Source organism: Oceanotoga sp., assembly GCF_030445905.1.
Lineage (GTDB): Bacteria > Thermotogota > Thermotogae > Petrotogales > Petrotogaceae > Oceanotoga > Oceanotoga teriensis.
On record NZ_JASUSU010000005.1, the window covers coordinates 23,266 to 37,750 of the forward strand.

Consider the following 14,485-nt stretch of genomic DNA (forward strand, 5'->3'; position numbering starts at 1 on the left):
TTGGATTATTTAAAAATAAGATCTATCATTTATATATCGTCAATTTCTGAAAAATCTTTATTTTTTGAAAATATACTTACTGTATTTTTCCCTCTACTTTTAGAAATATAACTTGCAATATCTGCTCTTTCTATCAATACTCTATAATCATCTATATTTTCACAATTTTTCTTAGTTGAAATTCCAAATGAAGCCGATACTTCAAATCCATAACATAGACTAACTCTTTCATTTATAGATTTCCTAAGTCTTTCAGCTATATCATATGCTAAAACTATATCTGTTTTTGGTAAGATTATTATAAACTCTTCTCCACCGTATCTACCAATTATATCAGTTATTCTAAGATTCATATTTAAATCTCTTACTATAGCTTTTAATATTTCATCACCTTTTTTATGTCCATATGTATCATTTATTTTTTTAAAATCATCTATATCTAACATTATTAAAGATAAAGGTAGTTCTTCTCTTTTTGCTTTTATAAATTCTTCTTTTAATCTTAAATATAAATACCTTCTACTATAAGCCCCTGTTAAATAATCTTGAATAGAATTTTGTTGATGAATAATCCTGTTCAAAGTACCCGATAAATAATCATCTAATATTATTAAAGTATCAAATATATTTTCAAATATTTTAAGATTTAAAAGTAAATTTTCATTTTTTAAATAATATTTAATTGAATAATCTTTATAATTTGAAATAAAAAATATTTCAAATGGTGTTATAGATAATTTTTCATTATTTGGAATAAGCATTTCATAAGAAGTTGTAGATTGTGCTTCAAAAATTTCTGTATCTACTTTTATATAAATATCTGATATTGGAAATTTTTTCTTAATAAAATTTAAAATAGCATCTAATATTTCTTGCACATTATCCATAGATATTATTTTAGTTGATATATTTATAAGATCATCATAAAATTTTAGATCCTTTATTTCATTATAATTTATATTATATTTTAATGATTCATTTACATTTTCAATAAAATCAACAAAATTTCTACTCAAAATATTAATTTTAAAACTCATCCCCATATTTTTATAGGCTAAAACAGATAATCTATAATATTTAAAAGCTCTTAAAGTATCTTTTTTTACTTTATAAAAATTTGAAAGACCTTCATAAACTAATGCTAAACTTAATTTGTAACCATTTTCTTTAAAATTTTTTATGACTTTTTCAATATTATATACGAAATTATCTTCTTTTATATTTATAAATTTATAATATAAAAGAAATATACTTTCTTCTATATTTACATCTCCATTACATGTATTTACGAAATTCTTATATATTTTATTTTCATCTTCACTAGTATATATCTCCCAAATATTTTTAAAGAAACTATATTTTTCATTTATATAATAATCAAAATTATTTATATTCACTTTTTTATCTCTTTTATATATACTATTTAATAACTCTAAATAAAAAATATAATAAGTCTGTTTATCTTTTTCTTTTAATGAAATTAAATTTTTATAATATTTTATTTTTCTAATTTCAAAATAAAAATTATCTTCATCTTCGCTATAAAAATAATAAAAAGCTTTTAAAGAATAACATTGTATTTCAACTATTCTATTATTTATAATTCTTGAAAATTTTAGACTTTCATTAACATTATAAAAAAAATCATCTATATTTCCTTTATAAAGACTTATATAGGCTTTATTAAAATATATTTCTGGAAATTTACTTAAATCATTAGAATTTCTAAATATCCCAATAGAATCTTCTATTAAAGAATCGTAATATGCAGGATTTTCTATTTGAAATCTTGTCATTTTTAATATTATTATACCCTTATATTTATTTTCTTTCAATATATTTGAAATATTTAATGCTTCATTTAAATGCTTTAAACAATTTATTTTATCATAAGAATAATAATCAGATAAATTTATTAGCGATCTTATATAAGATCTTGTGAAATTATTATTTTTAGAATTATTTTGATATATTTTTTTTATTTTTTTAAAAATATTTTTATTTATTGAAGAATTATTTTTATTTATATTAGCTTTCAAAAGAATTTCTAAATATAAAATTTTCTGATAGTCTGTGATAGATTTATTAGCAAATTCATTTTTTAATTCTATTATTGCTATATCCGGATCTATTTCTGAATAAAATTTTAGTTTATAATATTTTGTGAAATTGCTTTTTAATTTATTTATATATTTTTTTGCTTCTACAAAATTCTCTGAGTAAATCATATAATCAACATATATACAAATAGCTGTTTCATTATAATAACCATTATCAACAATTTCTTTAAAATAAGGTTTTATTAACTCAAGATTATTCCAATCAAAATAGTATTTTTTTATTTTTTTTGTATATTCAGCGACAATTTTTTCTTTTCGGTTTATTTGCTCAAGATGCCATATAGAAAGCTCAAAATCATTTTCTAATAAATACATATCATTATGAATTTTTAATTTTATTTCTTTTTCTAATTTAGAATAAAAGTAATCTCTATATTTCATATTAAAAAACCTATAAACTCCATTTTCCAATTGTATTATTTCATAATTTAAAAAAATATTAATATTAAATCTTTTCGATAAAATTTTTTCTAATTTTTTTAAACTCATTATAGAAAATGTATATCCGAGTATAGATATATACTTTAATTCTTCTAAACTTATTTTATCCAATACTTTTAAAAGAGAGAAATTTACATCTATATTTTTGTCAAAAATAAATTTATCTTTTATAATCCATTTGTTTTCATAATCATCATATCTAAGTATATTACTATTATACAAATCAGTCATCGTTTTTATGATAATTCCTGGATATCCTTTTGAATAATTATAAAGTTCTTTTGAAAAATAACTATTTTCATTTAAGAATTTATTATCAGTCATAGTCGATAATAAATTATAAGTCTCTTTTAAACTTAATCCTGATATATTATAGTTCATATCAAATTTTTTATTTGAAATTTCTCCATGAGTTACATAAATTATATTTATAGGAATTTTTAAATTACTTTTTTTTATTATATCAATTATTTCATCTATTTTTTTTCTTTTATTTTGATATTCATCTATAATAATTAAATATTTATTTTCTTTAGATAAATCTTTCAATCGATTTATAAGATCTAATAAATCATTTTTTTCAGAACCAAAAAAATAAAAAATATCTTCATATTTTTTTACATTTAAAACTTTAAAATTTTTTTGAAATTTTAATTTTTTAATTATTAAATTCAATATAGTCGTCTTTCCTGTTCTTTGTTCACCCCAAAATAGTATTTCTTGAAGTAAGTTTTCATTAGAATTTACTTTTTGATAAAGTTCTTCAAGGAGCTCTTTTCTTCCAGTAAATTGAACTTTTTTGAATTTTCTTTTATTTTTTATTTGAAAATAATTTTTAAATTGAGATACACAACTTATATTTTTTTTATCTTCTATATCTCTAAAAAGTTTTTGAATACTATTTAACTTTATATTAAAATTTAAATATTTAATAAATTCTATTAATGAACTTATTAAATTATCTTCAAACTGTTCTTTAATGAGAAATATCTTTTCATTAGAGATATTTCTTAAAATTGGTGCAAAAAAATAAAAATTTTTATTATGGTCTATAAAAAAATCGTCCAAATTTATATAATTCGGAATAAAATTACTAAAATGTACTAAATCATCTAAAATATAGAAAAAATAAGCTATAGAATCAACTATAGCTTTTTCACTTTTTTGACAGAATAAATTATTTTCTTCTCTATATATATAGAAAAGTTCAGGTTTTTTACTTTTTAAATTTATCTTTTCTGGATATATTAAACCATATTCTTTTAGACTTTTAAAATTACCTTCAAATTTTGAAATTATATCAAGATTTAAAAAGTGAAAAGATTCCAACTTCCTCATTCTATAAAGTTTTTCTTCAAAATAAACTATATAGTCGATATAAAATTCATTTTGGTTTAAAATACTAATTATATCATATTTCATTTATCTCCCCTACTTTTTTCCCCTCAAAAAAATTATAACATATTAAAAAATAAAGTTTAATAAATGAAACATTAAAAATCCAACAATAGCAGAAGCAGGAACAGTTAATACCCATGACATAAATATTTCTTTAATTATACCAGTATTTATAGATCCTACACCCCTTGCAAGACCTATACCTATTACAGAACCAACAACTGTATGTGTTGAAGAAACAGGCATACCTAAATTTGAGGCTCCAAGAACTGTTGTTGCAGTTGCAAAATCAATTGTAAATCCTCTCGAATTATTTAATTCTGTTATATCACTTCCAACTGTTTTCATAACTCTTTTTCCCCAAATTGCAACACCTAATGCAATTCCTATTCCACCAAAGGCTAGTATAAACCTTGGTATTTCAACTTCTGATCCAACTGTTCCAGAAATTGAAGCAGCATAAATAGCAGCAACCGGCCCAATAGCATTCGCAACATCATTTGCACCATGAGCTAAAGCAACATAACATGAAGTAACAACCTGAGCTTTTCTAAACATTTTTTCTACAAACATTTCAGGATTTTTTATTTCCCTTTTATTTTTAATAATAATTATCAAAAATGCTATAATACCTCCAGCAGTTCCAAGCAAAATCGCATAAAGAAGTGCTTTTAAAGTTATTGAAAGATGTAAAGCTTTCAATATAAAAGAGAGAGATATTATAAAAAAGGTCAAAGCTAAGTATACAGGAATCCATATTTTTATCTTTTTTTCGAGGTTTTTACCATGAAGAGTTGTTTTAGAAATTATTTTAAATAGAACAAATGACATAATAAGGCCTAATACAGGGGCTACTAACCAACTAACTGTTATAGTAAGAACTTTAGACCAATGTACAGCCCCAAAACCACCAGCAGCTATACCATAACCAACCATTCCACCTACTATTGAATGAGTCGTAGACACAGGCCAAGAGAAAATAGTTGCTGTTACAAGCCATAGAGTTGCTCCTATTAACGCTGCCATAGATCCAATAATTACAATGTTAGGATCTTTTAACAATTCAATATTAACAATACCTTTTCTTATTGTCTCTGTAACTTGACTCCCAAAAAAAGTTGCACCTGCAAATTCTAAAATACCTGCTATAAAAACAGCTTGTTTGGGTGTAATAGCTTTCGCTCCCACTGCAGTAGCCATAGAATTGGCTACATCATTTGCACCTATAGCTAAAGACATTCCAAAACCTATCAACAATCCAAGAACCAGGGTCACATTCAATTAAAATCACTCCCGTTATCCATTTATTAGAATAAATATTCTGTCACTAACATTTTGGCATGTATCGGCTATTTCTGATAAAATTAAAATAATTTGTCTTAAGAAAAATATATCAACAGGATTCATATCATTTTTTTGTGAAAAAAGCCATTTCCCAAATTCAAATATTTTACTATCAATATCTTTTTCATACCATTTTATTTCTGTTATATCTTTAAAATGGGCCTCTAATTTTTCTTTTGAAAAATCAGAATCTATAACTTCTTCTAAAAATTTTACAGATTTTTTAAATAAATCTATCATCTTTTCAACTTCTTCAACTATAGAAAAGATTTTAGCCTTTGCTTCTGGAGTAATTTCAACTTCATTTAAAAGCATTAAACGTCCTATATCTTCAAAACTATCAGCTATTTTATCTTGAATTTCTATATAATCTAATAGATCTACCCTTTCAAATCTATACATATAGCCTCTTTTTAAGTTTTGGCGTATATTTCTTTTTATTTCATCTGCTTCATCTTCAAGAGAATCTATTACATTTACTATATTAGTTATATCTTCATGTTCAAGATACTTTCTAAATAATTCTGGTAAGTAATCAGAAGCATTTTCAATTATTCTTGCATGATTTATTATTTCTGTTATTGGATTAAATTTTTGAAAAACCTTTCCCCATAAAGACATTTTTATTCCCCCCTATTTTATAAACATTGCATCACCGAAAGAAAAAAATCTATAATTTTTTTCTACAGCTTCTTTATATGATTTCATAGTAAATTGATGACCATTAAAAGCGCTTACAAGCATTAATAAAGATGACTTAGGAAGATGAAAGTTAGTTATTAGTCCATCTACAATTTTAAAATTATACGGTGGATATATGTATATATTCGTTTTTCCTGAAAGTTTTTTATTTAATGCATATGATTCTAATGTCCTCACTACTGTTGTCCCAACAGCTATTATTCTTCCACCATTTTTTTTAGTTTCTTCTATTTTGTTTTTAACATCTTCAGATATAGAATAGTACTCTTCATGTATTTGATGATTCCTTATGTCCTCTTCATTAACGGGTCTAAACGTTCCAAGGCCAACATGTAAAGTTACTTCTTCAAGGTCTATACCTTTTTTACTTATTTTATCTAATAATTCTTTTGTAAAATGCAATCCAGCAGTTGGAGCTGCAACAGCTCCTTCAATTTTTGCATAATTAGTTTGATATCTATTATTATCTTCAAGTTTTTTATGAATATAAGGTGGTAATGGAGTTTCTCCAATTTTATTAATTTCATCCCATATATTTTCACCATAAAATTCTAACAATCTTGCTCCATCATCATAATGCTTTATTACTTTAGCTTTTAATTTATTTGAAAATATTAATTCATTTCCTAATTTTATTTTTCCACCAGGTTTTACAAGAGATTTCCATTTATTTCCTTCTCCAATTTTTTCAAGCAATAATATTTCAATTTTTGCACCAGTTGATTTTTTTCCGTATATTCTTGCAGGTATAACTTTAGTATTGTTCACAATTAAAAGATCTTTAGGATTTAAATAATCTATTATTTCTCTGAAAATTTTATGTTCAATTGTTTTTTTTTCTCTATCTAAAATCATTAATTTAGAAGAATCTCTTGGTTCAACTGGATCTTGTGCTATTTGTTCCTGAGGAAGATAATAATCATACTCTTCTATTCTATACATCTATAAACCTCCCAATTTCATACAACAGATTATTATCAAATTCATATTCCGAAAATTTATCATTAGATACAATATTATATTTTAATTTATTTGATATATATATTATAAGTTCATCTGCCGGTGAATTATAATAAACTCTTTTTGAATTACTTAATTCTCTTAAAATATCTCTATCTTCATAATTTAAGATATATTCTATATTTTTATCAAAAACTATTATGCATGGAAAAAAAGCATATTCATTTATATATAAATTATCAATTAAATCTATTAATGTTTTAATTTTATTATTATTTTCAAATCTTATTATATTACTTCCATCTATAATAATGCCTCTTGGATTTGAATTTATAAGTTTATAATGATAATACGAATAACTTTTTAAATGTATATTAATCATTTGTTTTTCATAATTATTTAAACTTTTATATATTTCTTTAATTTTAATATAATATGATTTTTTAGATAATAAAGGATTTAATCCTAAAATTTCATCAAGAATATTTTGAATAAAAGGACTTTTAGAATCTATTGGAAAATATGTCATCAAATAATATAGATCCCTATAATCTTTAAATTTTAATTTTTTTAAAATAATTTTTGAATCATAAAATTCTACATCATATTTTTTTAAACCTTCATTATATTTACCAGGCGGAAATTTATCTGGATATATTAAAAATTTTATATTCTGTAAGGTTTCATCTTTTAAATTATAATGTTTTTTTATATCTTCAAATCTATTTTCGGTTGGTTTTTTTAAAACATGCATCACTAAAAATTGAAAATCATTTAAATGTTTTCTTGGTATTTTTCTTTCCGCATCATTTCCAAGAACTCTGTATATCCAAAACATTCTTCTATTATCAAGTTCTTTAGGCTTTTTTATATAAAAACTTGCAAGATTAAATATTTTTTTCATTCTTTTTACATGTTCATAATAATCTTTTTCATTCAAAACATTAATTATTCTTTGAATAGACATTAACTATTCGCCCTTATCTCCATTATATTACCATCTTCTACAATTTCATCTTTTCCAGCAAGCCTACTTAATCCTTGTTTTCTAGCTTCTTCATCATTTCCAGCTACTATTAAATCTTCATATTTGATAACTTCAGCTTTTATAAAACCTTTTTCTAAAGCAGAATGTATTGCTCCAGCAGCTTTTTTCATATTAGTCCCTTTTTTTATAGTCCAAGCTCTAACTTCATCTTTACCAACAGTAAAATAAGAAATTAAACCTATATGATCATAAACTACCTTTGATAATCTTGATATACCTGGTCTTTCTATATTGAGCTCTTCCATAAACATTTTTCTTTCATCTTCATTAAGTTCTACAAGATCAGATTCTATTTTTCCAGATATGTCTATATAAGCAAAATTATTGTCTTTACAAGTAGATATTAATTCTTCTTTTTGAGAGTAATCATCAGAATCATGTTGATTTTCATCAATATTCACAACAGCTATTATTGGTTTTAAAGTAAATAAAGACAATGAACTTATTAATTTTTTTTCTTCTTCATTTAATTCATAGTTACTTGCAAATTTTTCTTCCATTAAAAGATTCTTAATTCCTTCTAAAATTTCATTTTCTTTTATCTCATCTTTAGATGCTTTATTTTTCTTTATTGAAATTTCAAGTCTTGCCAACCTATTCTCAACAACTTCTATATCTCTTATTATAAGTTCTGCAATTAAAGTATTTAATTGTTTTAATGGAGTTTCATTATTATCTGGATATGGAACTTCATCATTTTCAAAAGCTCTTATTACAAGTATCATAGAATCAACATTTTGAATCATTTGTAATATTCTACTTTTTTCTTTTTGATCTGAAGAAGAATCAAAACTTGGTATATCAACAAAATCAAGTTCAGCATACGTAGTTTTTTTGGGTTGATATATTTCTGAAAGTTTTTCTATTCTTTCATCTCTTATAAAAGCTCTTTTTTCTTCTGAGTTAACTTTATAAGATCCATCATATGGTGTATCTGTTAATAAAGAAAAAATAGTTGTTTTTCCACTCATTGGTAATCCAAAAATTCCTATTTTCATATTAATTCCTCCTGAAATTTCTCATCATATTCATTTCCTATATAATTTATTTCTATATCTCTATATTTAATATCTTCATTATATTTTATTTTTATTTCTAATCTATTTTTTGGGGTTAAATAATCTAAATATTCAGCCCATTCTATAAGGTAAATACCCTCTTCATCATTAAAAAGATCTATATATTCTATTTCATAAGGATCAGCAATCCTGTACAAATCAGCATGATATATTTTGATATCCTCACCATATTCATTCATTATAGAAAAAGTTGGACTCGAAACATAATCTATTTCTTTTAATATATTTTTTATTAAAAATTGTGAAAATGTTGTTTTACCTGCACCTAATTCTCCAAAAAGCAGAATTTTATCGCCCTTTTTTATCTTCAAAGAAAGTTTTTTAGCTATATTTTTAAAATCATTTAAATCAACTTTTTTATATATTATTTTTTATACCTCCCTTTAATAATCCTTCTATATTTTATCATCATAAATGAATTTATATGTATTTTTTTACTTTTTTTCTTGTAAATATTACATAACAAAAAAAGGATATCTTAATTGATATCCTCTTGATTTATACAACTTCATTTATTGGTTTTTTATCAGATAATAAAAGATCTATATCTTTTGCGACCATTAATGACATTTCATTTCTAGTTTCAACGGTTGCAGATCCTATATGTGGTGATAAAACAACATTATTTAATTTTTTCAATCCTTCTGTAAGATTAGGTTCAAATTCATATACATCTAAACCTGCTCCGCTAATTTCATTATTTTTTAATTTTTCGAATAGAGCTTTTTCATCTATTATTGCACCTCTTGCAGTATTTATTATATAAGAATTTTTTTTCATCATATCCAATCTTCTTTTGTTTATAATATGATGCGTATCTTCAGTTAAAGGCATATGAAGACTTATAAAATCACATTCTCTCATTATATAATCAATATCTGAATATAACACTTCTAAAGATCTTTCTGTATCATCATCAAGTCTTTTTCTTTTATAATAAAATACTTCCATATCAAATCCTTTAGCTCTCTTAGCAAAAGCTCTTCCAATTCTCCCAAAGCCTATAACTCCTAATTTTTTTCCAACTAAATTACTACCTAAAAATAATTCAGGTTCCCAACCTTTAAATTTTCCTTCTCTAACAAATTTATCAGATTCTACTATTCTTCTTGAAATTGACATAAGTAAAGTCCAAGCTAAATCAGCTGTTGCATTTGTTAAAACATCGGGAGTATTTGTAACTTTTATTCCCAATTCTTTGGCTGTTTTTACGTCGATATTATTATATCCAACAGCATAATTTGATATTATTTTTACTCTATTTTTTTTAGATCTCAAAATATCACTATCTATTTTATCAGATAACAAAGTAACTACAGCATCATTTTCTTCAAAAATATTAATAAGTTCATTTTTTGTGAGTTGTCTATTTTCATTATTTACCCAAACTTCATATTTATTTTTCAAAAAATTAATTCCTTTTTCTGGTATCCTATAAGTAAATGCTACTTTTTTCAATATTATCACTCCTCTTTATTTTCTTGAAATTCCAATATATAAATAAAAATAGTTTACATAAATATGATAACATAATTCGGAGGGATTTTATGGTACAAAAAAATAAAAAATTTTGGAGTTATTTTATAATAACTTTAGGTATATTTGTAAACTCATTTGGTTGGGCAGGTTTCTTAATTCCTTCCAAAATCGTTGGTGGTGGTTTTACAGGGCTTTCAACTATAATATACTATGCAACTAAAATTCCTGTAGGGATATCTATAGCTGTCTTAAATACTATTTTAATAATTATAAGCGTTAAAATAGTTGGAGCTAAATTTGGGTTCAAAACTTTATATGGAATATTTTTATCTGCTTTTTTTGTATTTTTATTACAAGGTTTTATAAAAGAACCTTTAGTAAAAGACTCTTTTATGGCTACAGTTATTGGAGGATTTTTATCTGGAGCAGGAGTAGGAATTTATTTTTATGAAGGTGCAAGTACAGGTGGGACAGATCTAATAACAATGATTATAACTCATTATAAAGATATATCCCCTGGAAAAGTTTTTTTTATTTTAGATTTAATTATAATTGGAAGTTCTTATATAGTTTTTAGATCTGTTGAAACTATGATATATGGTTTTGTAACTATGGCAATAGCTGCATATACAATAGACATGATATTAGAAGGAAGAAAGCAAACTTCTCAAATTCTTATCATTTCAGATAAGTATGATGAAGTTTCAAATAAAATAAGCGAAGAGATTAAAAGAGGTATTACTCTTTTAAAAGCTAAAGGTTGGTATACTAAAAATGAAAAAGAAGTTATACTTGTAATAGTTAGAAAAAAAGAAGTTCAATGGGTATTAAGAAGTATCCATCAAATAGATCCTGATGCTTTTATATCTATATCAAATTCTTCAAGTGTTTATGGCCAAGGTTTTGACAAATTAAAATATTAAAGGAGCAAATTATATGTTAAAATTATTCTTAACCTTTTTCAAAATATCAGCATTAACTATTGGTGGTGGTTATGCTATGGTACCAGTAATACAAAAAAATCTTGAAAAAAAAGGTTGGATGTCTGATGAAGATTTTTATACACTTCTAACAATAGCTCAAGCATTACCAGGTCCAATAGCTTTTAACATATCTTGGCTTACTGGGAAAAAATTAAATGGATTTAAAGGAGCTCTTTTTGCAAGTTTAGGGGTTATGATACCACCATTTTTTGCAATAGTTTTAGCTTCGAGTATAATAATGAAATATCAAGATAATATATATCTACAAAGATTTTTAAGGGGTGCCTATGGAGCTCTTTTGGGAATGATATCAGGATTAGTTTATAAATTATATAAAAATCAATCCTGGAATTTATATAAAATTATGTTAATAATATTTTCTTTAATAATTGTTTATATGAAATCAGATTTGATGATCCCTATTTTCGTAGCAATAGTATTATTTGCTTATATAAAAGAAAATCGTGGTTGTGATAAAAAATGTTAAAAATGATAATGATATTCTTTAAAGTTGGTTTTATTTCATTTGGTGGTGGATGGTCAGCAGTTGGGATTTTCAGAGAAGAAATAGTTAATAATGGATTATTATCTTTAGAAAAGTTCAATGAAGCTGTTTCAATTGCTCAAATGACACCAGGACCAGTTGCAGTTAACGTAGCTACTTATGTTGGTTATAGTGCTTATGGATTTATAGGAGGACTTTTAAATACTATTTTTTTAATATTGCCACCTATAATATTATTTTACATTGGCTTATTCATATTAAAAAAGATAAATGTAAATAGAAAAAATCTTTTAAACTCTTTAAAATTAGGTACTGTTCTTTTAATTTCATTTAGCCTTATAAGTCTTACCGAAACTGTATTTTTAAATAAAGAATACAGTACATTTATAATTTCAGCAATTTCTTTTATTTTTTTCATATTTACTAAAATAGATCCAATATATATTATATTAGCTTCAGCTTTTTCAGCTATTTTTATTTTAAAATAAACGGAGTTGATAAAAATAAAAAGTAAAAAAATCTCTTTATATGCTATATTTGTATGTTTAATGATATTATTTTCTTGGATTTATATTCCTTTACCAATGGGTATACCCTTTACTTTTCAAGTATTTGGTGTATTATTAATATCTTTTATCCTGAAAAAAAACTCATGGAAAATATTAGGTATATATTTAATACTTGGTATATTAGGTTTGCCTGTTTTTTCTGGTTTTAATAGTGGAATAGGTACTTTACTTGGACCAACAGGTGGATTTTTGATTGGATTTTTTATTTCTTCATTTATTTATTTTTTTAATTTTAATAATTTAATTTCTGGTATATTTCAAATAATAATAATATATATAACTGGAATATATTTTTTTAAAGTTTATAAAGATATAGATATATTTTTAGCAATAAAAATTCTTGTTCCAACATTTATTTGGTTAGATATATTCAAATTAATACTCGCTTTAATAGTTTATAAAATATTTTTAAAATACATGAATAAAGGGATTGATTTATAATCAATCCCTTTTTATTTATTTCATTATTTTTTCAAATGTTTTTCTATTTCAAGAACTAATGCCTCTGCTGATGCAACATTAGTAGCAAGAGGTATATTATGAACATCACAAATTCTAAGAAACGCTGAAACATCTGGTTCATGTGGTTGAGCTGTAAGAGGATCTCTTAAAAAAATAACAAAATCGATATCTCCAGTAACTAAAAGAGCACCTATTTGTAAATCGCCACCAAGAGGACCAGAATTGAATGTTTTAATATCGAGTCCTATTTTTTCTTCTATCAATGTTCCAGTAGTTTTAGTAGCAAAAAGATTACATTGCCCAAAAACATGTTTCCACTCTTTAACAAACATAACTAAATCTAATTTTTTCTTATCATGAGCTATTAAAGCAACATTCATTTTATCACCTATATATCTTTCTTGCTCATAGCAAGAATTAATTTTACAGTATTTTCAACATCTTCATATGAAACAACTTCATGTGGTGTATGTATATATCTTGTAGCTATTGATATTGTACTTACTGGAATTCCTGCTTTAGTCTTTTGATATCCAGCTGCATTAGTTCCTCCAAATAACAATACTTCCATTTGATAAGGGATTTTTTCTTCAATTGCAGTTTCCTTAATAAAATCAACAACTTCTCTATCGCTTATAGAAGCTGAATCTTTTACTTTTATACATGGTCCTCTATCAAGTTCCATAGATATTCTTTTAAGACCTTTAGGAGTATCTCCAGCCATAGTTACATCTATTGCAATTGCCATATCTATATCATAGTCATAACCTGCAACACTTGCTCCCACAAGACCAACCTCTTCTTGTACTGTAAATGCAAATATAATATTGTTTTTATTATCTTTAATACCTTTAATAGCTTGTATCATAATTGCACAAGCTATTCTATCATCCATAGCTTTAGAAATCAATCTATTACCAAGATCAACAAAATTCGCATCATATGTACCAAATGTTCCAATAGGAGCTATTTTCTCAGCTTCTTCTCTGTTAGAAGCACCGATATCTATAAATATACTATCCATACTTAAAGATGTATTATTTTCTCTTAATTCCTTTAGCGTTTCTCCTTCAACTCCAGCAACACCTGTAACACCATTAAATTGAAGTCTTGTTCCCAATAAAATAGTTGGATTTACTCCACCAACAGCATCAACTTTTAAAAATCCTGTTTCTGTAATATGAGTAACAACAAGACCTATTTCATCCATATGTCCATCAAATAATATAGTTTTATCTGATTGACCTTTTTTAATAGCTATTAAATTACCCAACTTGTCTATTTTTATATCATCAACATAATCCTTTATTTCATTAATTATAAATTCTCTCACCTTATCTTCTCTTCCACTTGGAGAATATATTTCTGTTATATTTTTTATTAATTCTTTCATAA

The 14,485-nt window shown here is 24.2% G+C and carries 14 protein-coding genes; 4 read left to right on the forward strand and 10 right to left on the reverse strand.

What is annotated here, in order from left to right:
- Nucleotides 1-29: 29 nt before the first annotated feature.
- The 8 genes from PWP28_RS02290 to PWP28_RS02325 form a co-directional block, all read right to left on the reverse strand.
- Complete coding sequence (locus PWP28_RS02290) at nt 30-3,983, reverse strand: diguanylate cyclase (RefSeq protein WP_109603508.1); 3,954 nt, start codon at nt 3,981-3,983, stop codon at nt 30-32.
- Nucleotides 3,984-4,025: 42 nt separating this feature from the next.
- Complete coding sequence (locus tag PWP28_RS02295; protein WP_109603714.1) at nt 4,026-5,198, reverse strand: inorganic phosphate transporter; 1,173 nt, start codon at nt 5,196-5,198, stop codon at nt 4,026-4,028.
- A gap of 57 nt (nt 5,199-5,255) precedes the next feature.
- Nucleotides 5,256-5,924: a DUF47 domain-containing protein gene (locus PWP28_RS02300; protein ID WP_109603509.1), complete on the reverse strand. Its 669-nt coding sequence runs from the start codon at nt 5,922-5,924 to the stop codon at nt 5,256-5,258.
- 12 nt (nt 5,925-5,936) lie between these two features.
- A complete protein-coding gene (gene queA / locus PWP28_RS02305) occupies nt 5,937-6,947 on the reverse strand; it encodes a tRNA preQ1(34) S-adenosylmethionine ribosyltransferase-isomerase QueA (RefSeq protein ID WP_109603510.1) in 1,011 nt (336 codons plus the stop codon).
- Nucleotides 6,940-7,932 carry a hypothetical protein gene (locus tag PWP28_RS02310; RefSeq protein ID WP_109603511.1) on the reverse strand — a complete coding sequence of 331 codons (993 nt, stop codon included), beginning with the start codon at nt 7,930-7,932 and terminating at the stop codon, nt 6,940-6,942. The genes queA and PWP28_RS02310 overlap by 8 nt, the downstream gene beginning before the upstream one ends.
- Nucleotides 7,932-9,011, reverse strand: a complete 1,080-nt coding sequence (locus PWP28_RS02315; protein WP_308644196.1) for a DUF933 domain-containing protein — start codon at nt 9,009-9,011, stop codon at nt 7,932-7,934. Before PWP28_RS02315 ends, PWP28_RS02310 begins: the two co-directional genes overlap by 1 nt.
- Entirely contained in the window at nt 9,008-9,460 is a 453-nt protein-coding gene (gene tsaE / locus PWP28_RS02320) for a tRNA (adenosine(37)-N6)-threonylcarbamoyltransferase complex ATPase subunit type 1 TsaE (protein ID WP_109603513.1), read from the reverse strand. The genes PWP28_RS02315 and tsaE overlap by 4 nt, the downstream gene beginning before the upstream one ends.
- A gap of 130 nt (nt 9,461-9,590) precedes the next feature.
- Nucleotides 9,591-10,550, reverse strand: coding sequence for a D-glycerate dehydrogenase (locus tag PWP28_RS02325; RefSeq protein WP_308644197.1), 960 nt, complete (start codon nt 10,548-10,550; stop codon nt 9,591-9,593).
- An 89-nt stretch (nt 10,551-10,639) separates the two neighbouring features.
- Here PWP28_RS02325 and PWP28_RS02330 point away from each other — a divergent pair, with 89 nt between their 5' ends.
- From PWP28_RS02330 to PWP28_RS02345, 4 genes are read left to right on the forward strand one after another with little or no spacing between them, the layout of a single operon-like run.
- Nucleotides 10,640-11,494 (forward strand): YitT family protein, encoded by an 855-nt coding sequence (locus PWP28_RS02330; protein WP_158274731.1) that lies wholly within the window; start codon nt 10,640-10,642, stop codon nt 11,492-11,494.
- Nucleotides 11,495-11,507: 13 nt separating this feature from the next.
- A complete protein-coding gene (locus PWP28_RS02335; RefSeq protein ID WP_109603515.1) occupies nt 11,508-12,041 on the forward strand; it encodes a chromate transporter in 534 nt (177 codons plus the stop codon).
- The gene (locus tag PWP28_RS02340) at nt 12,035-12,547 is read left to right on the forward strand and encodes a chromate transporter (protein WP_109603516.1); all 513 of its coding nucleotides are present in this window, start codon (nt 12,035-12,037) and stop codon (nt 12,545-12,547) included. The genes PWP28_RS02335 and PWP28_RS02340 overlap by 7 nt, the downstream gene beginning before the upstream one ends.
- Nucleotides 12,548-12,553: 6 nt before the next feature.
- The gene (locus tag PWP28_RS02345; protein ID WP_109603517.1) at nt 12,554-13,069 is read left to right on the forward strand and encodes a biotin transporter BioY; all 516 of its coding nucleotides are present in this window, start codon (nt 12,554-12,556) and stop codon (nt 13,067-13,069) included.
- A 23-nt stretch (nt 13,070-13,092) separates the two neighbouring features.
- Here PWP28_RS02345 and PWP28_RS02350 read toward each other — a convergent pair whose 3' ends face one another.
- Nucleotides 13,093-13,470, reverse strand: coding sequence for a methylglyoxal synthase (locus tag PWP28_RS02350; protein WP_109603518.1), 378 nt, complete (start codon nt 13,468-13,470; stop codon nt 13,093-13,095).
- Between the two features lie 8 nt (nt 13,471-13,478).
- Nucleotides 13,479-14,483 carry a M42 family metallopeptidase gene (locus PWP28_RS02355; RefSeq protein ID WP_109603519.1) on the reverse strand — a complete coding sequence of 335 codons (1,005 nt, stop codon included), beginning with the start codon at nt 14,481-14,483 and terminating at the stop codon, nt 13,479-13,481.
- Nucleotides 14,484-14,485: the final 2 nt, after the last annotated feature.

What these genes read in the sequence shown, in the direction of transcription:
- PWP28_RS02340 (WP_109603516.1), top strand. Translation starts at nt 12,035, where the DNA reads ATGTTAAAAATGATAATGATATTCTTTAAAGTTGGTTTTATTTCATTT.
- PWP28_RS02295 (WP_109603714.1), bottom strand. Translation starts at nt 5,198, where the DNA reads ATGTCTTTAGCTATAGGTGCAAATGATGTAGCCAATTCTATGGCTACT.
- PWP28_RS02350 (WP_109603518.1), bottom strand. Translation starts at nt 13,470, where the DNA reads ATGAATGTTGCTTTAATAGCTCATGATAAGAAAAAATTAGATTTAGTT.
- PWP28_RS02355 (WP_109603519.1), bottom strand. Translation starts at nt 14,483, where the DNA reads ATGAAAGAATTAATAAAAAATATAACAGAAATATATTCTCCAAGTGGA.
- queA (WP_109603510.1), bottom strand. Translation starts at nt 6,947, where the DNA reads ATGTATAGAATAGAAGAGTATGATTATTATCTTCCTCAGGAACAAATA.
- PWP28_RS02330 (WP_158274731.1), top strand. Translation starts at nt 10,640, where the DNA reads ATGGTACAAAAAAATAAAAAATTTTGGAGTTATTTTATAATAACTTTA.
- PWP28_RS02335 (WP_109603515.1), top strand. Translation starts at nt 11,508, where the DNA reads ATGTTAAAATTATTCTTAACCTTTTTCAAAATATCAGCATTAACTATT.
- PWP28_RS02310 (WP_109603511.1), bottom strand. Translation starts at nt 7,932, where the DNA reads ATGTCTATTCAAAGAATAATTAATGTTTTGAATGAAAAAGATTATTAT.
- PWP28_RS02290 (WP_109603508.1), bottom strand. Translation starts at nt 3,983, where the DNA reads ATGAAATATGATATAATTAGTATTTTAAACCAAAATGAATTTTATATC.
- PWP28_RS02300 (WP_109603509.1), bottom strand. Translation starts at nt 5,924, where the DNA reads ATGTCTTTATGGGGAAAGGTTTTTCAAAAATTTAATCCAATAACAGAA.
- PWP28_RS02315 (WP_308644196.1), bottom strand. Translation starts at nt 9,011, where the DNA reads ATGAAAATAGGAATTTTTGGATTACCAATGAGTGGAAAAACAACTATT.